28 protein-coding genes and 1 pseudogene are annotated in these 26,005 nt (G+C 30.5%); 14 read left to right on the top strand and 15 right to left on the bottom strand.

Annotated features, from left to right (window positions below):
- The 3 genes from lysA to ACTCIM_RS07875 are packed head-to-tail and all read left to right on the top strand — an operon-like array spanning position 1 to position 3,805.
- The gene (lysA, locus tag ACTCIM_RS07865) at positions 1-1,248 is read left to right on the top strand and encodes a diaminopimelate decarboxylase (protein WP_029969724.1); all 1,248 of its coding nucleotides are present in this window, start codon (positions 1-3) and stop codon (positions 1,246-1,248) included.
- 15 nt (positions 1,249-1,263) lie between these two features.
- On the top strand, positions 1,264-3,324 hold the full coding sequence (sucD, locus tag ACTCIM_RS07870) for a succinate--CoA ligase subunit alpha (protein ID WP_029969726.1): 2,061 nt from the start codon (positions 1,264-1,266) through the stop codon (positions 3,322-3,324).
- Positions 3,325-3,328: 4 nt separating this feature from the next.
- Positions 3,329-3,805, top strand: coding sequence for a 23S rRNA (pseudouridine(1915)-N(3))-methyltransferase RlmH (locus tag ACTCIM_RS07875; protein WP_464279819.1), 477 nt, complete (start codon positions 3,329-3,331; stop codon positions 3,803-3,805).
- A gap of 6 nt (positions 3,806-3,811) precedes the next feature.
- On the opposite strand, the gene ACTCIM_RS07880 is transcribed toward ACTCIM_RS07875, so the two are convergent.
- The gene (locus tag ACTCIM_RS07880; protein WP_472314877.1) at positions 3,812-5,230 is read right to left on the bottom strand and encodes an aminotransferase-like domain-containing protein; all 1,419 of its coding nucleotides are present in this window, start codon (positions 5,228-5,230) and stop codon (positions 3,812-3,814) included.
- A gap of 76 nt (positions 5,231-5,306) precedes the next feature.
- Here ACTCIM_RS07880 and ACTCIM_RS07885 point away from each other — a divergent pair, with 76 nt between their 5' ends.
- Both ACTCIM_RS07885 and ACTCIM_RS07890 read left to right on the top strand, forming a co-directional pair.
- Entirely contained in the window at positions 5,307-5,987 is a 681-nt protein-coding gene (locus ACTCIM_RS07885; RefSeq protein WP_472314879.1) for an AzlC family ABC transporter permease, read from the top strand.
- The gene (locus ACTCIM_RS07890; RefSeq protein WP_472314881.1) at positions 5,972-6,292 is read left to right on the top strand and encodes an AzlD domain-containing protein; all 321 of its coding nucleotides are present in this window, start codon (positions 5,972-5,974) and stop codon (positions 6,290-6,292) included. The genes ACTCIM_RS07885 and ACTCIM_RS07890 overlap by 16 nt, the downstream gene beginning before the upstream one ends.
- A gap of 3 nt (positions 6,293-6,295) precedes the next feature.
- Here ACTCIM_RS07890 and uvrC read toward each other — a convergent pair whose 3' ends face one another.
- Both uvrC and ACTCIM_RS07900 read right to left on the bottom strand, forming a co-directional pair.
- The gene (uvrC, locus tag ACTCIM_RS07895; protein ID WP_472314883.1) at positions 6,296-8,035 is read right to left on the bottom strand and encodes an excinuclease ABC subunit UvrC; all 1,740 of its coding nucleotides are present in this window, start codon (positions 8,033-8,035) and stop codon (positions 6,296-6,298) included.
- Positions 8,029-8,772: a hypothetical protein gene (locus ACTCIM_RS07900; protein ID WP_464279824.1), complete on the bottom strand. Its 744-nt coding sequence runs from the start codon at positions 8,770-8,772 to the stop codon at positions 8,029-8,031. The genes uvrC and ACTCIM_RS07900 overlap by 7 nt, the downstream gene beginning before the upstream one ends.
- Positions 8,773-8,906: 134 nt before the next feature.
- Between ACTCIM_RS07900 and ACTCIM_RS07905 the strand changes: the two are divergent.
- The 4 genes and pseudogenes from ACTCIM_RS07905 to ACTCIM_RS07920 form a co-directional block, all read left to right on the top strand.
- Positions 8,907-9,011 (top strand): annotated as a pseudogene (locus tag ACTCIM_RS07905) (dual CXXC motif small (seleno)protein); the annotation flags it as partial.
- 9 nt (positions 9,012-9,020) lie between these two features.
- Positions 9,021-9,695 (top strand): site-2 protease family protein, encoded by a 675-nt coding sequence (locus ACTCIM_RS07910; protein ID WP_472314885.1) that lies wholly within the window; start codon positions 9,021-9,023, stop codon positions 9,693-9,695.
- A 9-nt stretch (positions 9,696-9,704) separates the two neighbouring features.
- Complete coding sequence (gene trpS / locus ACTCIM_RS07915; protein ID WP_472314887.1) at positions 9,705-10,691, top strand: tryptophan--tRNA ligase; 987 nt, start codon at positions 9,705-9,707, stop codon at positions 10,689-10,691.
- A gap of 13 nt (positions 10,692-10,704) precedes the next feature.
- The gene (locus ACTCIM_RS07920) at positions 10,705-10,923 is read left to right on the top strand and encodes a hypothetical protein (RefSeq protein WP_029966630.1); all 219 of its coding nucleotides are present in this window, start codon (positions 10,705-10,707) and stop codon (positions 10,921-10,923) included.
- Here the strand turns inward: ACTCIM_RS07920 and rsmG are convergent.
- Positions 10,893-11,510 carry a 16S rRNA (guanine(527)-N(7))-methyltransferase RsmG gene (gene rsmG / locus ACTCIM_RS07925; RefSeq protein WP_472314889.1) on the bottom strand — a complete coding sequence of 206 codons (618 nt, stop codon included), beginning with the start codon at positions 11,508-11,510 and terminating at the stop codon, positions 10,893-10,895. The genes ACTCIM_RS07920 and rsmG overlap by 31 nt on opposite strands.
- An 85-nt stretch (positions 11,511-11,595) precedes the next feature.
- Here rsmG and ACTCIM_RS07930 point away from each other — a divergent pair, with 85 nt between their 5' ends.
- The 5 genes from ACTCIM_RS07930 to speB are packed head-to-tail and all read left to right on the top strand — an operon-like array spanning position 11,596 to position 16,186.
- Positions 11,596-12,528 (top strand): ACP S-malonyltransferase, encoded by a 933-nt coding sequence (locus ACTCIM_RS07930; RefSeq protein ID WP_464279826.1) that lies wholly within the window; start codon positions 11,596-11,598, stop codon positions 12,526-12,528.
- The gene (argS, locus tag ACTCIM_RS07935) at positions 12,528-14,180 is read left to right on the top strand and encodes an arginine--tRNA ligase (RefSeq protein WP_464279827.1); all 1,653 of its coding nucleotides are present in this window, start codon (positions 12,528-12,530) and stop codon (positions 14,178-14,180) included. Before ACTCIM_RS07930 ends, argS begins: the two co-directional genes overlap by 1 nt.
- Position 14,181: 1 nt before the next feature.
- Positions 14,182-14,733 carry an SPOR domain-containing protein gene (locus ACTCIM_RS07940; protein ID WP_472314890.1) on the top strand — a complete coding sequence of 184 codons (552 nt, stop codon included), beginning with the start codon at positions 14,182-14,184 and terminating at the stop codon, positions 14,731-14,733.
- An 11-nt stretch (positions 14,734-14,744) separates the two neighbouring features.
- A complete protein-coding gene (locus tag ACTCIM_RS07945; RefSeq protein WP_464279830.1) occupies positions 14,745-15,287 on the top strand; it encodes a pyruvoyl-dependent arginine decarboxylase in 543 nt (180 codons plus the stop codon).
- Between the two features lie 17 nt (positions 15,288-15,304).
- A complete protein-coding gene (speB, locus tag ACTCIM_RS07950) occupies positions 15,305-16,186 on the top strand; it encodes an agmatinase (RefSeq protein WP_472314891.1) in 882 nt (293 codons plus the stop codon).
- 53 nt (positions 16,187-16,239) lie between these two features.
- Here the strand turns inward: speB and ACTCIM_RS07955 are convergent, their stop codons facing one another.
- The 11 genes from ACTCIM_RS07955 to ACTCIM_RS08005 all read right to left on the bottom strand — a co-directional run.
- Positions 16,240-18,594 carry an ATPase, T2SS/T4P/T4SS family gene (locus ACTCIM_RS07955; RefSeq protein ID WP_472314893.1) on the bottom strand — a complete coding sequence of 785 codons (2,355 nt, stop codon included), beginning with the start codon at positions 18,592-18,594 and terminating at the stop codon, positions 16,240-16,242.
- 17 nt (positions 18,595-18,611) lie between these two features.
- Entirely contained in the window at positions 18,612-20,066 is a 1,455-nt protein-coding gene (locus ACTCIM_RS07960; RefSeq protein ID WP_472314894.1) for a hypothetical protein, read from the bottom strand.
- 13 nt (positions 20,067-20,079) lie between these two features.
- The gene (locus ACTCIM_RS07965; protein ID WP_464279834.1) at positions 20,080-20,580 is read right to left on the bottom strand and encodes a cytochrome c3 family protein; all 501 of its coding nucleotides are present in this window, start codon (positions 20,578-20,580) and stop codon (positions 20,080-20,082) included.
- A gap of 4 nt (positions 20,581-20,584) precedes the next feature.
- On the bottom strand, positions 20,585-21,451 hold the full coding sequence (locus tag ACTCIM_RS07970) for a HAMP domain-containing protein (protein WP_472314895.1): 867 nt from the start codon (positions 21,449-21,451) through the stop codon (positions 20,585-20,587).
- A gap of 10 nt (positions 21,452-21,461) precedes the next feature.
- Positions 21,462-22,217, bottom strand: coding sequence for a DUF4388 domain-containing protein (locus ACTCIM_RS07975; RefSeq protein WP_464279836.1), 756 nt, complete (start codon positions 22,215-22,217; stop codon positions 21,462-21,464).
- 11 nt (positions 22,218-22,228) lie between these two features.
- The gene (locus ACTCIM_RS07980) at positions 22,229-22,582 is read right to left on the bottom strand and encodes a hypothetical protein (RefSeq protein WP_472314897.1); all 354 of its coding nucleotides are present in this window, start codon (positions 22,580-22,582) and stop codon (positions 22,229-22,231) included.
- Between the two features lie 9 nt (positions 22,583-22,591).
- On the bottom strand, positions 22,592-23,497 hold the full coding sequence (locus ACTCIM_RS07985) for a hypothetical protein (protein WP_464279838.1): 906 nt from the start codon (positions 23,495-23,497) through the stop codon (positions 22,592-22,594).
- A gap of 3 nt (positions 23,498-23,500) precedes the next feature.
- Positions 23,501-24,085: a DUF4388 domain-containing protein gene (locus ACTCIM_RS07990; protein ID WP_464279839.1), complete on the bottom strand. Its 585-nt coding sequence runs from the start codon at positions 24,083-24,085 to the stop codon at positions 23,501-23,503.
- 3 nt (positions 24,086-24,088) lie between these two features.
- The gene (locus ACTCIM_RS07995) at positions 24,089-25,096 is read right to left on the bottom strand and encodes a hypothetical protein (RefSeq protein ID WP_472314898.1); all 1,008 of its coding nucleotides are present in this window, start codon (positions 25,094-25,096) and stop codon (positions 24,089-24,091) included.
- A gap of 1 nt (position 25,097) precedes the next feature.
- A complete protein-coding gene (locus ACTCIM_RS08000) occupies positions 25,098-25,736 on the bottom strand; it encodes a GTP-binding protein (protein ID WP_464279842.1) in 639 nt (212 codons plus the stop codon).
- A 4-nt stretch (positions 25,737-25,740) separates the two neighbouring features.
- Positions 25,741-26,005 (bottom strand): roadblock/LC7 domain-containing protein (locus tag ACTCIM_RS08005; protein ID WP_472314900.1); only part of this gene is annotated, 265 nt, incomplete at its 5' end.

Raw genomic sequence — 26,005 nt, forward strand, 5'->3', positions numbered from 1 at the left:
ATGCACTACTTTGAGTACAAAAATGGAGAATTATTTGCAGAAGACATACCTGTAAGAAAATTGGTAGAAGAATATGACACACCTCTTTATATCTATTCTGCAAAGACTTTTAAAAGGCATTTTGAAGCTTTTGATTCAGCTTTTGAAGACTTAAAACATCTTACTTGTTATTCTGTAAAAGCCAATTCCAACTTGTGTATCTTAAAACTACTAGGTAAGCTTGGAGCTGGTATGGATATTGTGTCTGGAGGAGAATTGTTTAGAGCTTTAAAGGCAGGCATCTCCCCTCAAAAAATAGTTTACTCTGGTGTGGGGAAAAGAGAACACGAGATAAGAGAAGCTTTACTAGCAGATATCTTAATGTTTAATGTGGAATCCCTGGAAGAATTAGAAAAAATAAACGAAGTAGCTCAGGACTTAAATAAAAAGGCTAGAATAAGTTTGCGCATCAATCCAGAAGTAGATCCCCAAACCCACCCTTACATCTCCACAGGCATGGAAAAAAATAAATTTGGTCTAGCCAGAGAATTTGCCCTGCAGGGCTATAAACTGGCTAAGGAACTCTCTCACATCGAACCCATTGGTATAGACTGTCATATTGGTTCTCAATTGACCAGTATTTCTCCTTTTTTAGATGCTCTGGATAAAATCCTGGATTTCTATGAGGAATTGAAAAAACAGAATATAAACATTCAGTACTTAGATCTGGGTGGAGGCCTGGGAATAACTTATAACCAGGAAGAGCCACCCCACCCCTTAGAATTTGGAAAAGCCCTGAAAGAAAAATTAAAAGGACTTGACCTCACTCTCATTTTGGAACCTGGCAGAGTTATAGCTGGCAATGCAGGAATCTTGGTAACCAGGGTTTTGTATACCAAGAAAACAAAAAAGAAAAATTTTATCATTGTAGATGCAGCTATGAATGACCTTATACGACCTTCTCTTTATGGTTCTTATCATAAAATCAGTCCTGTGGTGGAAAATAAGGGAGAAATAATAACTGCAGACATTGTAGGTCCTATTTGTGAATCTGGAGATTTTTTAGCCCAAGACAGAGAAATACCAGCCCCTACTAAAGATGATCTTTTGGCAGTCTTTTCTGCAGGGGCTTATGGTTTTACCATGTCTTCCCAATACAACTCCAGGCCAAGGGCAGCTGAACTACTAATTGATGGAGATAAAGTAACTGTTGCTAGAAGAAGGGAAGTATATTTAGACTTAATTGCCCTGGAAGACAATTGCCTTTAATTTAAGGAGCTTGGTATGAAGTTAAATGAACATAAAAGTAAAATCCTTTTCTCTAGATATAACATTCCTGTCCCAGAAGGCTATCTGGTCTTACCTGCTGAAGTAGAAAACTTTTCTCCAGAATTTGCCTTTCCCTGGGTTATAAAAGCTCAGGTGCTTACTGGCGGAAGGGGTAAGGCTGGTGGAATTAAAGTAGTTAACAGTCGAGACGAGTTTATCCAAGAAAGTAAAAGAATTTTAAATCTGGAAATAAAAAGTGAAAAACCACCTTTTTTGAGAATAGAAAGAGGAGTAAATATCCAGAGAGAAATTTATTTATCCTTTACTGTGCATAGAAAAAGCAAGAGCATAGTATTTAGTACAGGGAGAGAAGGTGGAATAAATATTGAAGAATCCTCAAAAGATAATTTGCTTATTCAACATTTAGACAACTATGGATTACAAGATTATCATATAAAAAACAGTTTTTTTCATCTTCAACTGGATAAATCCTTATATAAAAAATACTATCAACTTCTAAAAAATATTTTTCTAGCCTTTAAAGATAATAAAGCTCTTTTACTGGAGATAAACCCTTTAGTACTAACCAAGGATAAGGAATTTATAGCCTTAGATGGAAAGGTAGAGCTGGATGACAGTTTTGTTTCTATTAACTCTAGTTTGGAAGAATACTATACTCCTGAACATAAAAGCGAACTAGAAAACTTGGCTAGAAAATATGGACTTAGCTTTCATCAATTAGATGGTTTTGTGGGTATGATAGTTAATGGAGCAGGTCTGGCCATGGCCACCATGGACTTGCTCAATTTTGCAGGGTTAAAGCCTGCCAATTTTTTAGATTTAGGCGGTGGCGCTACCCCGGAAAGAATAAAACAGGCCTTTAGTATTTTGTTTGCTGATCCCAAGGTTCAAATTATCTTTATCAATATCTTTGGAGGCATTCTGTCCTGTGATAGAGTTGCTAGTGCCTTGAGTAAAGTACTTACCTCTCCTCCACCCAAGGAAATCGTCATTAGATTTTCTGGTTTCAAAAATAAAGAAGCCAAAGAAATCATAAAAAACTTAAATTATCCCCAGTTATTTTTGGCAGATGACCTGGAAGAAGCTATTAAGCTTTTAAAATATCGTCTGAAAATAGAAAAAGATTTTAACTATCAAAAAACAACTAATCAGGAAGATGTTATTTTAACCCCTCAAAACAATGATACAACCTTTCCTTTAAATGAAAACTCTCAAATTTTAGTGCAAGGCATAACTGGCAAAGAAGGTTCTTTGCATACAGAGCAAATGTTGAAATATGGAACCAAGATAGTAGCAGGTGTAACTCCTTTTAAAGAAGGAGAAACTGTCCAGGGAATACCTGTATTTAACTCAGTAAAAAGAGCTTGTGCCAATTTTAAAATAGATGCCAGTATTATTTTTGTTCCAGCAGCTTTTGCAGTAGATGCAATTTTAGAAGCAGTAGAAGAAAAAATTCCCTTTATCATTTGTATTACTGAAAACATTCCCCAGCAGGATATGCTTGGCATTTTACCCAAAATAAAATCCTCTTCTAGTGTGCTTATTGGTCCCAATACGCCAGGGCTAATTGTCCCGGGCAAACTAAAAGTAGGAATTATGCCTGCTGATATCTTTAGACCTGGCCAAGTGGCTATTTTTTCTCGTTCTGGGACTCTGACTTATGAATGTGTCAACCAATTAAGCAAATCTGGTATGGGACAATCTCTATGTGTGGGTATTGGCGGTGATCCTTTTATTGGTAGCGAATTTAAAGACCTAATCAAGTTTATTGAAAAGGATCCTCAAACCAAAGCCTTGCTTATCTTAGGAGAAATTGGTGGCACAGCAGAAGAAGATTTAAGCTATTATTTAAAAGAAAGGAACTTTTCCAAACCCTGTTTTGCTTTTATTGCCGGTCAAACAGCCCCTCCAGGTAAACGTTTGGGACATGCAGGCGCTATTTTGGAAAAAGGCAAAAATAGCTTAGAAGATAAAATAAATACTTTAAAACAAAATGGATTTATTTTTTGCTCTGATTTGAACAACATTAGTGAAACGATAAGAAACAATATATGATATAATGAAATTTAATTCCAGGATAAAGTTAATATATGTTGGAAAGGTAAAAAAAGACTTTAATCAAAAAGCTATTCTTTATTATAACAAAATAATATCTAAATATGCTAATCTTAATAGAATAGAAATAAAAGATGTAAAGGATAAAAATATAGAAAAAATAAAAACAAAAGAAGGGGAAGAAATTATAAAAAAAGTTGAAGATAGAGACTATTTATTTTTAATGGATGAACAAGGTAAACAATTCTCCAGTAAAGAACTGGCTAAAAAATTGGAAGAAACCATTATTTACCAGCAGAAAAATCCAGTTTTTATCATTGGAGGGCCTTATGGACATGGCCCTCTTTTAAAAGAAAAGGCCGACTTAATTCTTTCCCTATCTAAGATGACTCTACCACATGAGTTGGCTCAGGTGGTCTTATTAGAACAAATATATAGAGCTTTCACTATTATAAATGGACATCCTTATCACAATGTTTAAAAATATTTAGTTAATTAACTCATAGGCCAACTGGCCTAACCTGGCAATGCCATTCTCTACTTCTTTATTCCAGAGTCCATTACAGCTTATGCGAATAAAATTTTTAAATCTATCTTGAGTAGAAAAGATATTTCCAGGAACTATACTGATACCTAATTCCAGGGCCTTTTGAAAAAATAAAATACTATCTATTTGCAAAGGTAATTCCAACCACAAGACAGATCCACCTTGAGGAGAAGTTGCTTTAGTACCTTTAGGAAAATATTTGTTTATGGCAACTAGAATGTTTTTCATTTGTAACTCTATTAGCTTATTTAATTTTTTTAAATTTTTTGTATAGGAATTATTTTTAAAATATTCTGCTAAAGCTAATTGACAAAGAGTAGTAGAGGATACACTGGTTGTTGCTTTTAATTCATATACCTTTTTATAAAAGCGTCCAGGAAGAATCCACCCTACTCTATATCCAGGACAAAGGGTTTTAGAAAAAGAAGAACAATAAACAACTAAACCTTTTTGATCATAAGTTTTAAAGGCTTTGGGTCTATGAACTCCAAAATAAATATCGCCAGAAACATCATCTTCGATAAGAGGAACTTCCTTTTGAGCAAGCAAAGCAACTATTTCTTTTTTTTGTTCTTCTGTGGTTAAACTACCATCAGGATTATTAAAGTTAGCAGAAAAAATACAGGCCTTGACTTCAAACCTATCTAAAGCTTCTCTTACATCTTTGGGATTTATTCCCCTTTTAGGATTAGAAGGAATTTCAATGGCTCTCAGGCCATAATTTTCCAAAAACTGTAAGAAACAAAAATAAGTAGGAGATTGAATAAGAACATTATCTCCAGGTCTGGTTAAGGTTCTAACAGCTAAACTTAAAGCCTCCATAGCTCCATTGGTAATTAGCATATCTTCTGGATTTAGACTGGGAATAATATCCAGATATTCAAAAGAAATTTGTTTTCTAAGCAAAAAATTGCCTTCTACTTTTTCATAATTTAATATTTCTGCTCTATTTTCCTGCAAAACAGAACGCATAGCCCTGTTTAATTCCTTTAATGGCAACAAGCTAGGATGAGGAGCAATAATACCCAGGGGTAAAAGCTGTTCATTACCCAACACATTTAAAACTTCTAAAATAAGGTCCTTTCTTTTAAAAGTTCTGGGGGTAAAATCCGTCTGGGGAGACTTGGGATAATCTAACTGATGATTAGGATAAGAAAGAACATAATAGCCTGACCTGGGCCTGGCTTCAATTAAACCTTGTTTTTCCAAGTTTAGATAGGCCTGATTAACTGTACTTAAGGAAACCCCCAGAGTAACACTCAATTTTCTAAGGGAAGGAAGCCTATCTCCAGGTTTAAGTAAGCCCTTTTCCAGATAGGAAATAATGGTTGATTCAACTTCTGTATATTTAAAGCCCATCTGTTATGCCCTTTTTTAAGAAAAATTGTATCTGTTATCCATACAAAAAACAAGCTATAAATTGAGCATGGACAACTTGAAACAAGAAACTTTACAGGTTTTAAAAATAACTCTTCCCATAGCCTTAGGTTATATAACGGTAGGATTTACCTTTGGAGTTATGGCCATTAAAATAGGTCTATCTCCCCTAGCCTCTTTGCTTATGTCCATAATAGTTTATGCAGGTTCTGCTCAGCTTATTGCAGTGTCTCTTTTTGCTCAAAAAGTTTCACCCTTAGTAATTATTATAACTACATTTATTGTTAATTTAAGACATCTTCTCATGTCCTTGGCCTTAACTCCATATTTGAAAAAATGGCCCAAAAAGCTTCTTCCCTTTTTCTTTTTTGAACTTACAGATGAAACCTTTTCTCTTCATTATCTTAATTTTAGTAAAAACAACAATTCTATATACAAATCAATACTTATAAATATAATATCTCATTTATCCTGGATAACCGGAACATTTTTAGGAATAATTTTTGGCAATTTAATAACAGATATTTCTAAATTCGGTCTTGATTTTTCTCTAGTTGGTATGTTTGCAGTACTTATTGCCTGGCAGATTAATAAGCCTATTCATATCCTGGTGGTGCTTATCTCCAGTATGTTTACTCTATTCTTCAACTTTATCAATTTGAATAACTTAAGCGTTATTTTATCTTCTATATTGGCAGCTACAATTGGACTAGGAATAAGTAAATGGAAAAACAAATAATAATCACAATTATTTTTATGGGCTTAGTAACCTATCTTCCCAGGGCTCTTCCTGGAATTATTTTCTCCAAAATAAATTTACCTCAAGATTTTTTAAAATGGTTAAAACTAATTCCAGCTTCGATACTTTCCTCTCTAATTGTAAAAGAAATATTAACTTTTAAAAACCATAATCCAACCATTAACCTTCCCTATCTTTTAGGATGTATTTTAGCTTATTTTTTGGCTAAAAAGGGAGTAAATTATATTGTATCTTTAGGATTAGGCATGTTTTTAGTCTTTTTGTTAAGAATTATTGGTAGCTAGTAGTTATAATTTTTCCAATTCTTTTTTTATTATCCTGGCCTTTTTCAGACCAATTCCTTCAATATGACTTAATTCTTCTACAGAAGCTTTTTTTATTCTCTCTAAGGTATTAAACTTTTGCCAGATAAGTCTTGCTGTCTTGGGGCCAATACCTTTTATTTCTGACAATAGGTCTTTTGTATAACGCCTGGATCTAGCTCTTTTTTGAGCTTGTAAAACAAATCTATGAGCTTCATCCCTAAGCTTTTGAATAAATAAAGAAAACTTATCTCCTGGAGCTAACTCTAATTTCATTTTAGCAGAAGAAAAATATATTTTATCTTCAAGATAATTTTTACTTCGTTTATCCCCTTTGGCAATGGCTATCACTTTTATATTTTGCAGGCCATATTTTTTTAGCTCTTGAACAAAGTTTTTTAAATGTGTTTTTCCACCATCAATTAAAAACAAATCAGGTAAATCATTATTACCTATTCTTCTTTTTAAAAATTCTTTAAATACCAGAATATCATTATTTAAATTTTCAAATTTATACAATCTATACTTGTCTTTAGCTAATCTTCCCTTTTCAAAACGAACTAAACCCAAAAAAGTATCTTGGCCATAAAAATGAGATACATCCAGAACTTCTATACTATAAATATTGTTGTCTCTTAAAAAAATAAAATCTTCAGAATCACTATTTTCTTTGTTTATTAAATTTAAACGGGCTAACTCTAAAAGTTTGGCATATTTTCTTCTGTTATTAACAATTATAATATTTTTTTTAAAAAATTCAGAAAAAAAAGCACTTAAATCATTGTTTTTTATATTCAAGGAAGTTACTATCTTATCAGGAATATAATCTTTAGTTAAGTAAAATTGAATAATTATTTTGAGAAAAATATCTTCTTTGTCTTCAAAGTAGATATTTTCAAAAGAATAGACAAAATTATCAAAAACCTTTCCTTCACGCACGCAGAGAACGCTCATTTTTATAAGCCAATCATCCATATAAAAATCTATAACATCTAAAGAATTATCTTCTTTAAATTCTACATATTGTTGCTCTAAGGTTTTTTCTATGGCAATCAATTTATCTCTTATCTCAGCAGCTTTTTCAAAATTTAATTTTTCAGAATAAGAAAACATTTCACTTTTTAAACAACTAACAAGTTCTTCTTTTTTGCCTTTTAAAAACAATCTAACCTTATTTAATTCAGATAAATAAAGTGATTTGCTTATTTCAAAAAAACAAGGAGCAAAACATCTATTTATATGATATTGTAAACAAGGACTTTTCTTTTTTTTTAAATTTCCACCACACTTACGTAGTTTAAAGTATCTATTTATAACTTTTAACGTATCTCTAGCAAGATTAGCTGACGTATAAGGACCATATATCTCATTAAAATTATTTTTCTTTCTAGTTAGTTTTAAATATGGATACTCAGTTTCATTATTCAGTATTAAATAAATATATTGCTTGTCATCTCTAAAATAAATATTATATCTTGGTTTATATTTTTTTATCAAGTTTGCTTCAAGGATTAGTGCTTCCTTTTCACTATGGGTAACCAAATATTCTATATTTTCTATTTGAGAAGACAATTTAAGAGTTTTGATGGACTTGAGATTATTTTGAAAATAAGAATTTACTCTTTTTTTTAAGTTTTTAGCCTTTCCAATATATAAAATATTATCATCTTTGTCTTTAAAAATATATACCCCAGGTAATTTAGGTATAGAATTTAAGTTTAACATATATTTTTAAGTCTATTTTTTATTTCTTTTTTATTTCTTTTATAGATTTTTTTTAAAAAGTTAGAAATCTTCTTTTCTGTGTTTTTACCAAAGGGAATCTCCTGATAAGCAGGAATACCCATTTTCTCCAGCTCTAAAGATTTGATTTTAAAATTATCATCTATATTATATACAAACATAGAACCTGTTATATCTGAATTATCTACATTCATAGTCATTTTTTTGGAAAATTGTAAAAATTTAGTTGGAGTATAAAAGGTGTTTATATCTTTTATTTTTCTATTTATTTCCTCAATCAATTTAAAAAGCAAGTTATAGTTAAAAGTTATTTTTTTCATCTTATTTTTAGAATCATATATTTCTTCTCCATAAAGATAATATTCTATTTCCTTGTGTAAAATATTATAATATCTTAAAAAAATATTTTTATATCTCCACCAAAAGAAAATAGATATTTTACAAGAATTAAAATTGTTAAAATCTAAATTTTCTGGATAACTAATATCTACTTTTAATAACTCCCAAAATTTTTTCCAATTGTCAGGAGTTACTAAAAGCCAGGCCAAAATTTTTTTTAAATTTTCAATTCTATTTTTTCTTTTTTTTAATTCTTCTATCTTCTCTTTTAAGAATTCTATATCCTTTTCCACCCTTACTCTACGGCCAAAAAAGTTATCCGCACTTTCTTTCAAGAGATTGTAAAGGAGTTCTTCTCCTAAATAGTCTTTGCCACTCATTTTTCTTGCCAAACACCTCAAAATAAGCGATAATTACATTTATGTTAAAGAGAAAAGATGAAAATAAATTACCCAATTGTCCACATTGTCAACATACTCTTAAGCTAAAACCTTCCTGACAAAAAGTAAACCTTTATTGCCGTGTCTGCAATAAACACTTTGATTTAAAAGACCTAAAAAACTCTCTTACAGATTATCTAGAAAATCTCTTAGAATCTATTCCCTGTGATCGGTTATAAATTTATTGCTTGCGCCTTTTTGGACTTGCTGCTAACCAAAGCTCCATGCATTTTGGTCAAATAATTCAAGAACTATCCATTTTCCTCTTACCTCTTTTACTAGGTATTACTTTACATGAAGTAGCTCATGGTTATGTGGCCTATCTGTTAGGAGATCCTACTGCTAAAAAGGCAGGACGGTTAACTTTAAATCCTTTAAAACATCTAGATCCTCTGGGGCTTATGGTGCTTTTAATTACTCGTAAAATAGGTTGGGCCAAACCTGTTCCCATAAACCCTGCTTATTTCAAAAACCTAAAAAAGGGGCTCCTATTGGTGTCCATAGCTGGTCCAGGTGCTAATTTTATTTTAGCAATATGCTTTTGGTTGCTTTTAAAGTTAGTTACCTGGCTTAATCCCAACCCTTATAGTTGGTTAACCATTTATTTCTTCAAGCCTTTATATCTTATCTCTTCAGCAGGAGTTATTGTAAATATTATTTTAGGAGTATTTAATCTTATCCCCATTCCACCTCTAGATGGAAGCAAAATACTGGCTTATTTTTTACCAGAAAAATGGACCTACACCTATCTTTCCTGGGAAAAATATGGTTTTATTGTTCTTATTTTATTCTTATTTACTGGACTATTTAATAAGTTTTTAAATATTGTTCTCAACTTCATTTACTTTTATATCTTAGGATAAGGAGAAAGTATGGAAAAAAAGAGAATAGTTTCAGGCATGCGACCTACAGGTCCTTTACATTTGGGGCACTATTTTGGAGTTTTAAAAAACTGGATAAACTTCCAGGAAGAATATGAGTGTTATTTTTTTGTAGCTGATTGGCATGCTTTAACTAGTGAGTACAGTGAACCTCAAAAAATTCGTAATTTTATCTATGAATTGGTAAAAGATTGGTTTTCTGTGGGGCTTAATCCTGAAAAATGCATCATTTTTTTACAATCTCAGGTAAAACAACATGCAGAGCTTCATCTTCTACTTTCCATGTTAACCCCTCTGGGATGGTTAGAAAGAAATCCCACCTACAAAGAGGTTAAACAAGAACTTATTGCCAAAGATTTAAATACCTATGGGTTCCTGGGCTATCCGGTACTTATGGCTTCTGATATACTTGTATATAGACCTCAATTAGTGCCAGTAGGAGAAGACCAATTGCCTCACCTGGAATTAACCAGAGAAATAGCCCGCAGATTTAATTATTTATACGGTGAGACCTTTCCTGAACCTCAAGCCAAACTTACTGAAGCTGCCAGACTGCCTGGATTAGATGGTAGAAAAATGAGTAAAAGCTATGGTAATTCCATTTATTTAAATGAAGATATAAAGTCTATTGAAAAGAAAATAAGAGCTATGCTAACTGATACCAATAGAAAAAGAAAAAATGACCCAGGCAATCCAAATATATGCAATCTTTTCCCTTATCATAAATTAATGACCCCTGCAGAAGTGCAAGAAGAAATAATTACCAATTGTACCCAAGCCAAATGGGGATGTGTAGATTGTAAAAAAATATTGTTAAATAATTTAATTAAATTTTTAGAACCAATCCATGATAAAAGAAAAATCATAGATAAAGATAGCCAATTAGTGGATAGTATTTTAGAAAAAGGAAATAAATTGGCTAGAGAAAGTGCTGAAGAAACAATGAAAATTGTAAGGTCAAAAATCAATTTTATTTAGATTAGAGGCCAATATGCTAAATGAAAAGTTTTTAACTGACTTAGAAAATTACTTAAAATCTGGACAATTAGAAGAAGACTTCAAATACTCCTCTGAAGAAAGAAGAATGGAAATTTTAGATTATTTAGAGAGACTGATGGACTTAGCAGAAGTTGCAGATGAAGTTGCTACCAGATTAATTTTTAAAAACTCTGCTTTAGGTCAAATGTTTAATTCAAACAACCAAAAGTAACGATTTTTTTTCTTTACCTGGTATTTATAAGTCGTTTTTAAGATCCAGGAAGAAGGCGTTATTTTAGGTGTTTGTTCATTGGCTAAAATTATAACTTTTCCTTTAGGCAAAAGAAGGTCTTTAGCCAGGGCTAAAACTTCTAAATAGGGTTTAAAGGCCCTGGCTATAACTATATGTGCTCTACCCAATAAAGAATTAACTTCTTGAGCATATCTATCAATAATAAAAGTATTTTCTAATTTTAATTTTAGTATACAGTTCTTTAAAAAAACAACTCTTTTTTTTCTAATTTCAATTAAATAATATATTCCTTCTTTATACAAGATTTTAAAAGGTATTCCTGGGATACCAGCTCCTGATCCTAAATCAAAAAAAATCAAATCTTTCTCTTTAAATTTTTCTTTAATAAAATCATACAAATAAAAACTATCGACTATTAAATTGTCATATATATCTTTTACATTCTTAAATCCAACCAGATTTATCTTTTTATTCCAAAATTCAAGTAAATTTAGATAATCATTAAGTTTATTTTCTTCTTCTTTATCCAAAGATATATTGATATTAATATTTTTTTCTGTAAGCACTTTTTCCCCACCCTATATTTTTCTCGACTTTCTAAGACAAAAAGATTATTCTAGCAAGCTTGATTTTTGTAGCAAAGGAGTGCTTATGACTTTTAGCGGAGCTATTTTATTTCCAGGTCAGGGTTCTCAAGAAAAAAATATGGGTAGGGATCTGGCTGAATATTGGCCAGAGGCCATGGAACTCTGGAAATTGGGAGAAAAGATATCTAACCTTCCCTTAAGAGAAGTCTATTGGGATGGAAATGAACAAGAACAATCTCAAACCTTATATGTTCAACCTGCTCTTACCATTGTAAATTTATCCTTTTTTTATTTTTTAAAAAATAAACTTTCTCCTGTAGCTCTAGCTGGCCATAGTTTGGGTGAATTTTCTGCTCTGGCAGCCAGTAAAGTAATCTCAATAGAAGATACTTTAAAACTGGTTAGCATTAGAGGGCGTCTCATGCAAGAAGCCACTTCAGACACTCCTGGTTCCATGGTGGCAATTTTGAAGCTACCCTTAGAACAATTAGAAGAAATAGTGAAAAAATTACAAAATAAAGGTATTATTTTAATAGCCAACTACAATACTCCTCTTCAATATGTAGTAAGCGGAGAAGAAAGCCTTATAGAAGAACTTATAGAGGAATCTAAAAATTTTAAATGTAGAGCTATAAAACTAAATGTAAATGGAGCTTTCCACTCTCCACTTATGCAAGAAGCAGCAAGGGAGTTAGAAAAAGAGATAGACAAAATAGAATTTAGAACTCCTGAATATCCAATATTTTGTAATGTATCTTCCCTAAAGGAAATAAACTCCCTAAATATAAAAGACAACTTAAAAAAACAAATGGTATCCTCTGTATTGTGGTACCAAAGCATAGAAAATATGTTTAAGGAAAATATAACTTCCTATCTGGAATTAGGGCCAAAAGGTGTTTTATCCAAAATGATTTCTCAAATTATTTCTCATCCTGAGTTAAAAGTCCAAAAAATAAGCACTCTTGAAGAAACTAAAATCTTAGGAGAAGAAAACTAATGGATTTAAAAAAGTATCTCAAAGAACAACTGGAGACTATCTTACAAAAATACAATATATCCTGGCCAGCTAAAGGAGTGCTTAATCCTCCTACAGATCCTAAATTTGGAGACTTAAGCACTAACCTGGCTTTAGTTACCGCTAAAGAGGTCAACTTGCCTCCCAGAAAATGGGCTGAAGAAATTCAAAAAGAGCTTTCTCAAATTGAATTTATTCAAAATATTGAAGTAGCAGGGCCTGGTTTTATTAACTTCACCTTTACTCCTCAAGTATGGCAAAAAATTCTTTTAAATATATTTCAAGAAAAAGAAAACTTTGGCCGTTTAAGCCTTGGAAAAGGCAAAAAGGTTCAAATTGAATATGTATCTGCTAATCCAACCGGCCCCCTGCACATCGGTCATGGAAGAGGAGCAGCTTTAGGTGATAGCCTGGCCAGAATAATGCGTTTTGCTGGTTTTGAGGTAACTACTGAATACTACATAAATGATGCTGGCAGGCAAATAAACCTTTTAGGCCGTTCTGTTTGGTCCAGATATAAAGAACTATTAGGAGAAAAAGTTAATTTTCCAGAAGACGGCTATAAAGGAACTTATATTTATGATATAGCCAGAGAAATAATTGAGTTAAAGGGAAAAAATTTACTCAATAATGAAGAAGAAGGGTTAAGATATTGTACAGAATACGCAAAAGATAAAATTTTAGAAGACATAAAGGATGATTTAAAAAATTTTAGAGTGGAACATCAGATTTGGTTTTCTGAAAAATCTTTAGTCCAAAGAGGTGAAGTTGAGAAAACTTTAACCTATCTCCAGGAAAAAGGATTTTCCTATGAAAAAGATGGAGCTTTATGGTTAAAAACTTCTCTTTGGGGTGATGATAAAGATCGAGTACTTAAAAAGTCCAGTGGAGATCTTACCTACTTTGCCTCAGATATTGCCTATCATGCAGACAAATTTGCACGTGGTTTTGACCTGGTAGTAGATATCTGGGGAGCAGATCATCACGGATATATTCCCAGAATGAAAGCAGCTATTCAAGCTTTAGGTAAATCTCCAGAACAATTACAAGTTATTTTAGTACAACTAGTAAATTTACTTAGAGAAGGTAAGCCTGTAGCCATGTCCACCAGAGCAGGTGAATTTGTAACTTTAAGAGAAGTATATTCTGAAGTAGGCGTAGATGCTGCCAGATTTATTTTCCTTACTAGAAAAAGTGATAGTCATTTAGACTTTGATTTAGAACTGGTTAAGAAGAAATCTTTAGAAAATCCAGTTTATTATGTACAATATGCACATGCCAGGATATGCTCTCTTTTGGAAAAAGCTAAAGAAAAAAATATATCCTATTCTCTGGAAGAATTAGAAAACCATCTTCATCTTTTAGATACAAAAGAAGACTTAGATTTACTTAAATGCCTGGCAAAATTCCCAGAAACCATATCTATATGCGCTGAAAACCTTTCTCCTCATCATTTAAGCTTTTATCTCCAAGAATTAGCAAGCCTTTTACATAGATATTATAATGAACATACAATTTTGGATAATAATAACTTAGAATTAACTAGAACAAGAATAAATCTTTTTCTTGGAGTAAAACAAATCCTTCATACTGGATTATCCTTATTAGGAGTAGAAGCCCCTAACAGAATGTAAAATGGACAAAAAAAAGACTAAAAACTTATTTTCCTGGCAACTTACTCCAATACGTATAACTTGTATAGTATTAATTTTTTTTATTGGGATGTGTTGGAGCTTTATTTTAGGTATTTTTGTAGGCAGAGGTTATAAACCTCCATTTCTTGAAATAGAAAATAAAAAAGAAATAAAACAAGATGAAAACATAATTCCCTCTGAAGAGTTAACCTTTTTAGACGCCTTAAGAAAAAAAGATAATTTAAAACAAGATAAATCAAATTCTTTTCCAACAACAAACAGTATAGAAAAAGAAGAAGATAAATTTGTGTATATATATCAATGTGGATCTTTTAAAAATAAAAAAGATGCAGAAAGTTTAAAGTTAAAACTAGAAAAATTATCACTAAAATATAAACATGAAATATATTTAGAAGAAGTAAATATAAAAAAAGAAAAATGGACACGCGTTATGATGAAAATAATTTCAACTAAACAAGAAAATGAATCTATACAAGACACTTTACAAAAAAATAACATAACTTTTTTCATAAAGAAATATTCTAAATTATAGGAGGACCTTAAATGTTTGTACCAACGAAAGCATTTTTTACAACCGGAATAGGAAGACACAAAAACAAATTACAATCTTTTGAATTAGCTTTAAGAGATGCTCAAATAGAAAAACAAAATCTAGTATATGTTTCCAGTATTTTTCCACCTAATTGTGAATTAATCCCTTTAGAAGAAGGAGTTAAACTACTTTCTCCTGGACAAATAACTTTTTGTGTTATGTCTAGAAACTCTACCAATGAAAAAGGGAGGTTGGTAGGATCTGCTGTTGGTATTGCTTTACCTGCTGATAAAAATCAATATGGCTATATCTCTGAACATACTGCTTTTGGAGCAGACGAAAAAGAAATAGGTGATTTTGCGGAAGATTTAGCTTCTACTATGCTGGCTACAACTTTAGGTATTGAGTTTGATGTTAATAAAGACTATGATGAACGAAGAGAAATTTATCTTATGAGTGGAAAAATTGTTAGATCCTGGTCTGCTCCCTGCGTCACTACTGGAATAGGTGGGATGTGGACTACTACAATTTCAGCTGTAGTCTTTATACCCTAACGAATAGAGGGATTTATATGCAAAGTAAGTTCTTTGACTTGCCAGATTTTGCATCTTTAGAGAATAAGAAAAAAATCTGGGTACTTCCTGTTCCTTTTGAAGGAACTGTAAGTTATGGGACTGGAACTAAAAAGGGACCAGAAGCCATTATTGAAGCAAGCACTCAAATAGAGAGTTTTGATCCAGAGCTTGCAATAAGTTTAGAAGAATATTGTTATTTTAAACTGTTACCAGAAATAAATAGAAATGTTCACGGAGTTGAATTTTTTTTAAAAGATATAGAAACTTTTTTACGAAACAACTTTGTTCCTCAAAATGATTTTATTTGCACTTTAGGAGGAGAACATTCTATAACTTTTCCTTTAGTAAAATTCTATAAACAAGCTTATAAAGACTTAGTAGTATTACAAATAGATGCACATGCGGATTTAAGAAATGAGTATGAAGGCAGTAAATACTCTCATGCCTGTGTTATGAATAGATGTTTAGAATTGGGCTGTGAAATTATACAAATCGGTATAAGAAGTGTATGTAAAGAAGAGTGGAACCTGATAAAAAACTCCCCCCGCATTACAACTTTTTTCCCTTGGGAAAATCTATCTCCTTCTCAAGTGGCTGAAAAATGTAAAGCAATTATCAGCAAAAGACCTCTCTATCTAACTTTTGACGCTGATGGCCTGGATCCAAGTATCATGCCTGGAGTTGGAACCCCAGAACCAGGTGGAATAAGTTATGAATGGTTTAAAACTTTTATAAGCGAACTTTGGCCTTTAAATTTAGTGGGGATGGACTTTTGTGAATTAGCACCTCAACCCTTCAATGTGCTTTCTCAATCTGTAGCTGCAAAGTGTATTTTTAAAATATTAACCTCATTCTTTTACCAACAAAAAAGGAGCTAGTATCTAGCTCCTTTTTTGTTGCCTGGTAATCATAAAAATTGTATTAAATTGTATTATTTAATACAAACTCTTCTGACTTCTTTAATATCTGTTATTCCTTGTAAACATTTTAACATGCCATCTTGTTTTAAAGTATTCATACCTTCTTCCAATGCTATTTTGCGAATATCCTCAGTAGGAGCTCTCTTCTTAATAAGGTCTTGAATTTTATTATTGTTAACTAATAATTCATGAATACCAACTCTTCCTTTATATCCAGTATTTCCACAGTCATCACAACCTACAGGCCGATAAAAAATAAGATCATCATCGTAATTAATCCCAAGTTTTAAAAACTGTTCTCGTCCGTATTCATCCACAAACTCTTCAAATTCTTCTTGAGACGGATGATACCCTTCTTTACATTTAGGACACAATCTTCTCAGAAGTCTTTGAGCTAATACCCCTAAGAGAGAGTCTGCAAAGTTATGTGGATCTAATCCCATTTCCAGTAAGCGAGTAACTGTTTCAGGCGCACTGTTGGTATGTAAAGTAGAAAATACTAAGTGACCAGTAAGAGATGCCTCTATACCAGTAGAGGCAGTTTCTTCATCTCGCATTTCACCAATCATAATTACATCCGGGTCAGCACGCAGAAACGCTCTTAAAACTCTAGCAAATGTTAAGCCTATCTTGGGTTTAACTTCTACCTGTCTTAATCCTTCTTGCGTAATTTCTACAGGATCTTCAGCAGTCCAAATTTTTCTCTCCGGAGTGTTAATATAGCTTAAAGCTGAGTGTAAAGTAGTAGTTTTACCAGAACCCGTAGGTCCAACCACTAAAATAAGGCCATAAGGTTGAACAATAAGTTTCTTAAAATTTTCCATGTTTTCTTCAGTCATCCCCAGTTCAGGAAGAGCAAGAGGTTTACCTGCATGCAACAATCGCAGAACCACATCTTCATATCCACCTACAGTTGGTAAGGTAGCAACACGAAGCTCCAGTATAGTTTTTCCTTTTTGTTTAAACTTTATTTTTCCATCTTGAGGCAAACGCCTTTCTGCAATATCTAAATTGGACATTATTTTAATACGAGAAACAACAGGCTTAGCAAAGCTATTGGGAACTTCTGAATATTTTTGACAAACACCATCAATTCTAAAACGAATTATAGTCTTTTTTTTACCTGGAGAAGGTTCAATATGAATATCTGAAGCTTTTCTTTTATGAGCATCTAAAATAATCCTATTTACAAAACGAACAACCTTACTATCACTTTCTGATAAAAATACATCTTCTTTTTCTTCTATAGGTTCTACATCATCTTCAACTCCATCCACTAATTCATCTAAATCCATTTCAGATTCTTTAAGCTCAATCCTTAAGTGTTCAATCTTATCTCCTAAATAAAAATTAATAAAATCCAAGATATCTTCTTTTATAGATACAGCAAATTCTAAAATAAAGGACTCATCATAGCTATTTAATATAGCTTTTATGGTATCTGTTCTAGAAAAGTCATCTGGTTCATCTATAAGCACAATTATTTTGTTCTTCTTTTTTAATAACGGAAACCAAACATTATTTAATAGATAATCTTTTTTTAAGTTATGTATTAATTCTAAAGGAGGAGCATAACTCTTTTTAAATTCAAAAAAATCACAATCATAAAATAAAGCTAAAGATTTACCTACCTCTTCTTTAGGAATTTTAAAATCATGGATTAATATATATTCTACACTTTTACCTTCTTTATTTGCCTTCTTAATAGCTTCCTGAAGATCATCCTTAGAAATAAAAGTTTCTAGAATGTAGCTATATTTAGACCCCCCTTTAATCTTAGACGCTAATAGTCTTAATTTATCTTGAATAGTTTCTAAAACTTTTTGATTTTTAATATTTTTATAATAATCATATGCTTTTGAATATATACCTATTTTTTCTAATATTTTAGCTACTTCTAATCTTATAATATCTTTATATACATCTTTAACTTCATCATTTTTAAGTATCTCATCAAAAAATTTAACTACTTCTACTTTTTTCCCTAATCTTTGAAAACAATTGATAACTTTAGGAATTAATTCTACAGTTTTAAAATTAGATAAAATAAGATATTTATAGTCCTTTAAAGCATCTTCATAAATTCCAAGTTCAGTAAAAACTAATGCTCTTTCATAGATTTCATTAAGATTGCCTTCTTTAATTATTTTTTTTATCTTCGGAGAATCTTCATCTTTTTCTTCAATTTTTTTTAATAACCTTTCTACCTCCTTTTTTAAACTGATTAAAGACTTATCTTCACTATCATCATTTTCTAATCTTTTTTGTAAATCTAATAAAATATCCTTTGCATTGTCTAAAATTCCTTGCTCTATACAAATCTTTGCTTCCTTTAAGCGCACCTGGAAACTTTTATTAGGAGTCATAAAGACAACTCACCTTCCTATAATAAATTAAAAGAATAAGCATATCCAATTTTATCTATCTTATACTTATAGTCAAAAACATTATCCTCATCATTATCTTGCTTATCTTCTGGCAAGAAAAGCATATTTTTATATATATCTTTTACAAATAAAACTTTATAGGGATCTCCTTCTACTAAAATAGCATATTTAAATTTATCTACCAGCTCATCTGGATATTTATATACTTGAACTTCTAACTTCTTTAATTCTTTATCTTTTTTATCGCTTAAACTGCCTCGCATTTTCTTAGAAAGTTTAGAAAACAAACCACCCAATTCTTTTAAATTAAAACTTTCTTTACTATAAAGCTTTTTTGCTTTTGAAGGAGATACCTTATACATGTTTAAAATTAGTTCATCATCTAAAGCTATAATTTTATCTTTTAACTCAAACAAACGCACATAAGGATAAATATCTTTAGGAGCTTCCAATACCTTTTCTTCAATATCAAAACCATCTTCTTCTATTGCACTTTCTGGCTCCTTATCTAAATCAAAAACATCTTTACTTTCATCTTTTACTAGCTCTTCTTTTTCACTTACTTCTTCAATTTCAGCTTTTTCTTCTTCTATTTCTGGAGCAAAACTAATTTCACTATCCTCTTGTAAAAAGTCAAATTCTCTAGTTTTCGGAGAAGGCTTAGCGTCTAATGTTTTATCTGAAATAAACTCCTTTGCAAAAGTGCTTTCATTTTTAGAAATATTTAATTCTGACAAGCTATCTAATTTTTGCTCTAATTTATCAATAGCATCTTCAAATTTACGAAGCTTTTCTGTTATATATTTAAAATTTTCTTCAATTATCGTAGATAAATTATACTCTACTTGAGATACTACTTTTTTTACTATAGGAGTAATCACTTTAGTTAAATCTTCAGGAGTAACCTGCTTATCTACAGATACATTAGAGACTTCAGGAATTTTTTCTTTTACCTCTTCTGTTTCAACTTTACTATCAATAACTACAACTTCTTCTTTATTTTTCTCGGATAAATCATCCTTTTGAGCTTGAGTTACCTTACTTATAGCTTCTTTTAATCTAGCGTACTTTCTTTTTATTTCCTGAATATATTTCTTTTTTTCACTCTCATCTATTTCTGATGAATTATATTTAACAAAAAAATCTACTATATAAGCTAATACACTTAAGGTATCTGCAGGAGATTTTTCTTTAGCCAGCAATAAAAACTTAGCCACATTAGACATCATTAAAATAATGACTGAATTTATTTTATCTGTATATCTTGACTTTAAGTTTTGAAAAATCTCTAATAATTCTTTTATATCCTTGTCTGAATACTCCCAATCTAAGGCCAGTATTTTAGATTTTAAATTTAAAATTAAATCATCACTTCCTTTATTTTCTGAAAAAATATCATCAATTGCCGCAAAAGCTGCTTCTTCTATCTTTTTTACATCTAATTCAGACATATTTTTTCCCCTTTTAATAAAAACCTTCTACTTTTAAATTATGAATAATTTCAAACAGCTTATTGTCCTTTTTTTCTAGTTTCACCTGAATTCTTTTTTTCTCTTTGATTAAATCTTTCTCTTTAATATGACATCTATTACACTGACTAGTAGGCGTATCAGCACTTTCATATAACTCTTTTATCCTTTTATGACATCCCCAACATTTCATATGATAAGCATTCACAGCTTCTACTTTAGTTTTATTGTGACATTCAGCACAAGTTTTACTGTGTTCATCTGGAGTCCAAACATTTTTTCCATTTTTATAAATATGATGACAGGATTTACAACTTATCTGATACTCATTGGCATGAACTTCATGGGAAAAATAAACTGTAGGATAAGTATACTGTCCAAATTTACTCTTATAATAGCTATCTTCTATGGGGATTAAGCTAACTGGTTGCGCCTGTACAAAGCCAACTCCTAATAAGAGCAAAAGACTTAAAAAAATAATTATTTTTTTAAACATATTATTACCTCCTTTGAGAGCGACGCTGGAGGCGTTGAATAGCCTTTCTTAAGCTTACCTGCATCCTCCTCAAGGCATCAGCTAAATCTCCAATCTCATCTGTAGAGGTAATATCAATGGGAGTTTCCAATTCTCCCAAACTAATTCTCTCAGCTACTTCTGTTAAGTAAGTTATGGGCCTGGAAAGTCTTATACTAAAAAGTAAAGCCACTAAAATTACTATTAAACCTGTAGCAATTCCACCTATATGATATTGAAGCAAGAATTTATTTTTCTCCTCATTAAAAGCATACTTTAAATTATTTATAGGAGATTCTATTTCTTTATAGTCCACTCTACTAAAAACAAAAAGAGGAGAAGAAGCGATTTTAGCTATTACATAGTAATATTTTTCTCCTTTCTCTTCAACATATCCTCCCATAACCCCCTGTTTATCAGCCAAACTTAAAATTTGTTTTAATTTAAAATTTTTACTTATTTCTGAAGTTATATCTTGATCAATAAGTTTAGGATTAGGATGCAAAAAATATTTGTATTTATCTTTATCGCCATAAACAAGATAAGTAAAGCCTGTTTTTCCAAAAGTTTGAACACCAAAAGAAGTAAAAGAAGGATCAAACTGCAACAATTGAAGATCAAAATTCTCTTGAGTCATCATATTCATAGAAATAAAATGCTCTAAACTCTTTTTTATATCCCAAGTCTTTTGTTCTACTAATTGTTCATAGGCCTTTTCTATACTTTTACTACTTTCTGAAATGGCAACTTTACTAATTTCTTCAATATGATAAAAACCAGCTCCTCCAGCTAAAATCAAAGGAAATAAAGAAGTAAGTAAAAAAATTAAAATAAATTTCCACCTAATACTCATGAAATCCTCCTTACAATTTCTTTATTGTTGCTAACATTTTCTTTTGAAAGTCCAGTCTAACTTTAGGATTATCTATTTCCGAGGCTAATTTTTCAATTAAAAGAGGAAGTTTATTAATGGGAAATTTATCTACATCCTCTTCTAAATTATATATTTCATCTAAAATAATCTCCTTAGTCACAGGGCCTAAGGTTTTACTAAGCTCAGCACTTAAAGTAGACCAAAAAACACGTGGAGTATACTTGCGACTATTGACCTTATTTTCTTCTTTTTCTTCCCAAGTGTCTACCAACTCTATTATACCTTTGTCTTTTAATCCACTAACTATTTTTAACACTTCTTCTTTAGAATAAGCAGAAAGCTTAATTAAGTTATCTAAATTTATTTTATGCTGAGATAAGGCAAGTATTTTCCATTCTTTTGCACTAAAAGAAACCTCTCTTTCTTCAGCTATAAAGCGAATTTTTTTGTTTAGTTCCAGCATACTAGCCTCTTTTAATTTGTTTATGACAGTTAAAGTATCTATTGAAAAATCTTCTCTATTAATATTTTTATTATTAAAAAACTTATATTTTATATCTTTAAAGGCTATAATTTCTAACAAAGCATCAAAGCCTACTTTATTTAGATATTCAGCAGCATAAATATTTCCCTTATAAAAATAAACTCGACAATTTTTTTTAAAATCATCTCCATCACTTATAAACAAACAACCAGTATGTTTAGCATTAAAAAATATATTTAATATCTCAACTATACTTTTCATTAATTAATTAATTACCAAAACTTAAATTTTTTTATAAAACTATCATTATTTTTTAAATTTTCTTCTATGATTATATCTAATTCCATTTTTAGAATAGAAGTATCAACTTTATCACTAGCCCAAATAACTATATATTGTCTATTATTTAAAACTTCAATCATAAACAAATCAAATTCTGCTTTACATCCTAAAAACAGTTTTTCACTTTTCACTATTTCTTGACAATAGCTAACTACTTGATCCAGTTTGTCTTTAATCTCTTCATTTAAATCTAGAGCTATTTCACTAGAATATTTTCCATCTAAAACTAACCAAACCCCTTTTACTCCTTCAATCTCCATTATTTTTTTCAATATCTTATTCATATCTATAAACTATTTTAAAAAATTAAATTCCTTTAAACCATTATCTTCAATTATTTTCTGTAAATCTCTTACCTGTTGTTCAGAAAATTTATAATTATTAGCAATAGAATTTAATATAAAAGCAACTCCTTCTTTTACTTCTTGCCTATTAATAGTATCGTCAATATAAACTTTTCCATTTGAATATTCAAACTCTCCTGAAAAAGGGTCAATAAAAGGATACCTATTAGCTCCTGCTAAACACATCTTCTTTAAATTAAGAGTAAATTTTTTATCAATAGAATTAAGATAGTTAAATAAATCAGTTAACATTTTTTTGATTTTTTTGATTTGCTCTAATTCCGAAGCCAAACTAGTTTGTTCATTAAAGACAATTTTATATACATTAAAAACAGCTTCATTTATTGTTGGTATTAAATTTGACAACTGGGAAGTACCCCTAATAAACCGATTGTTTTCATTAGAAGATATCCCCAAAATATTTCCATTAAAAAAATAAATGTTTAGATGGTTTTTATTGTATTTTATGTTTAAAACTCCATTTAAACCTTCTGCTTTCAACTTATTAATTAATTTAACAGTATCAGTAAAATCAGTGCTTAAATTTTCGTAGAATATTTTACTATAATATAAATTTGACCAATAAATTAATTCATCTTCAGGCAACTTACATACATTTAAAACAAAATCGTTTTGAATATCTTGCAAAGTACAAGAATTAATCTCTTTATTTACACTAACTCCCTGATAAAAATTGCCCATTTCTAAAAATATAAAATTCTTTTTATTTGGAAAAATAAATTCTAAAAAACCATTAAATTCTTCTTTTTTTAAAAAAGATAAAAATTCATCTAATAAAATAAAGGAAGAATGGAGATTAACATAATAATAAGGAAAAATTGGTAGTCTCAGCACTAATTAAACCTCCTCCAATATTTGCTTAACCAGAGAATAAACCTCTTGAGGGTAAGCTTTTTCAAAAAATTTTATTTCTAAAATAGTTCCTTCTACAGGCAAAATAAAAATAAACCCTTTCTCGTTTTCCAGCCACATATATTTTACTTCACCAGAATCCACAAGGCCAGAAATGGTATTAAATATCTTAAAGATTTCTCTATATAAAAAAGAAAAATTTATACTCTTTACTCCCTTAATACGAGTTTTAATTAAATTAATTATTTGCTGTTGTTTTTCTTTAAGTTCATCCTTTTTTCTTACAGCTTCTAACAAGAGATATTCACAGGGAACCTCAATATTTCTTTCACTTTCCTGTACATTGGGATCAAAAGTAAAATCTCCTTCTTCTATATTCATCAATTGATAAAAGGCCTTTTCGCCACTTAAATTCCCCTTTTTAGACCAAACAATATCTCCTTTCCAAAAAAATATTTTTCCAATAACATAATTATCCTGATAAATGGTAAGCATTCCAGATTTACCATCTTGATGAAACATCTGGACCACACTAATTAAAGATACTGATCCCAGCTTACCTTTCAGCATCTATTAAAAACCTTCCCATTCTTCCTGTTGTTTTTGCCACATTTCTTTAGGATTCAAAATTTTAAAAGTAGAAGACCCACTTCTTAATATATCCCTTTCTACCTCCCCTTCTATTAAATTATTATCTATTTCTTCTGCAAAAATTACTCCCATTTTTTCTTCTCCCAAGTCAACCACCAAGGCCCATTTGGGATTTTTGCACATTTTAGAAATATGAAGGGGATAAATATTTAACTCTTTTGCCTGCTTAGCTGAATATTTACGTAACTCTCCTCTAGCATCTTTTACTGGAGAAGAAAAAGGAGACAAAAGCTGTTTTAGCTTAATAAAACTTTTCTTGGTAAGTTTTTTAGCTTTGTTTTTATTGATTTTAAATTGATTCAAAATATATTCATTATCTAGAACATAATAGTTATCTATTTTAACTTTAGCATAAAGACCTTTTCCACTAAAATATTCTTCTATTTCTTCCTCTCTTTTTTCAATTACCTCAGCTTCTTTACTTATAATTCTATGTAGTATTCTTTGGTTTTCTTCAATTTTTATATTTATTTCATGTAATTTAGAAGATATAACCTCTTCAATGGTTTTTATCAGTTCACTGCTTTCAGCCTTACCTGTATTATTTTGTTTAGCTTTTTTATAAAAAGAAACCATTCTTTTTAAAATATTTTCATCTTTAGTATTTAAAAATTTATCAGTATTATTTTTTAAAAAGTAAAAAAGTTCAAAAATATTTCTATGAATAGATATCAAGACCAAAGAGTTTTTAATTACTTTTCTAAAATTCTCTAATTTTTTATCTTCAAATTGAAGCTTGCCTAAATCTTGAATCAAATTGTTAAGATCAGAAAATTCTCCTTTTTCCAAAAAAAGACAAACCTTTTTAAAAAGACTTTCTCTCTGTAAAAAGTTATCTTCTTGTGTGTCCTCTAAAAAATTGTCCAGATTAGACAATTCAGCTTCCAATCCTTCTAAATCTATTTCAAATTCTTCCATGCTCTTGGACATCTTATCCCCCAACAGCCAAATTATTAGCACTTATTTTATGTAACGCGTACTTTAAAGTAAGTCGAGAGGCCACTCTTAAGGTTTCAAAAACATTATATCCCTTAAGGGCACTGGCGGGAAAAGCAGGGGCATTATATTTTTTATTTAAATCATCCTGCATCTCTTCTATACTCAACAAAGGCACATCAGTCTCTAAATCTCTTTTATTCCATTGAAATACTAAAGGAATGTCTTCTAATTTTAAGTTATATTCCTGTAAATTTTCTTCTAAATTTTGCAAAGATTCTATGTTAGCTTCTTTTCTGCTAGACAAAGAGTCAGCCACAAAAACTATTCCATCGACTCCTTTTAATACCAACTTTCGAGTAGAATTATAAACAACTTGACCTGGAGTTGTATAAAGCTGGATTTTTAAATCCAAACCTTGAACCTTTCCCAACTCCAAAGGGAAAAAATCGAAATACAAAGTTCTTTCACCTTTAGTATCAATGGAAATAAGCTTACTGGTTAAAGAGTTACCCATCTTTTCGTTTAATCTATTATAAATATAGACTAAATTAGTCGTTTTCCCACTTCTCCCTGGTCCATAATAGACAAGTTTTACCTGAATAATCTTTTCTTTAAAATTTATAAGGGCCATCTTTCTACCCTTTTAGAAAATTTTGAATCTCTTTTTTTATAGCATCAGTTTTCAGTCTCAGCAACCCTAAAGAAACATAAGGTTTAAACAAAACAATGAGGAGTACATCTGAAGTAATATGGGTAAAATGAATATTTTCATTTTCTCCTCGATGAAAAAGTAAAGAAAATTCTTTTTCACCTATAAGCTTTGCAATTTCTCTAGTAGCAGCAAAATTGGCAGCGGATAAAACAGCCAGGGAGGTAGCATCAACCTTTGCCTTTCCAGAA

Source organism: Desulfonauticus sp. (assembly GCF_055126295.1).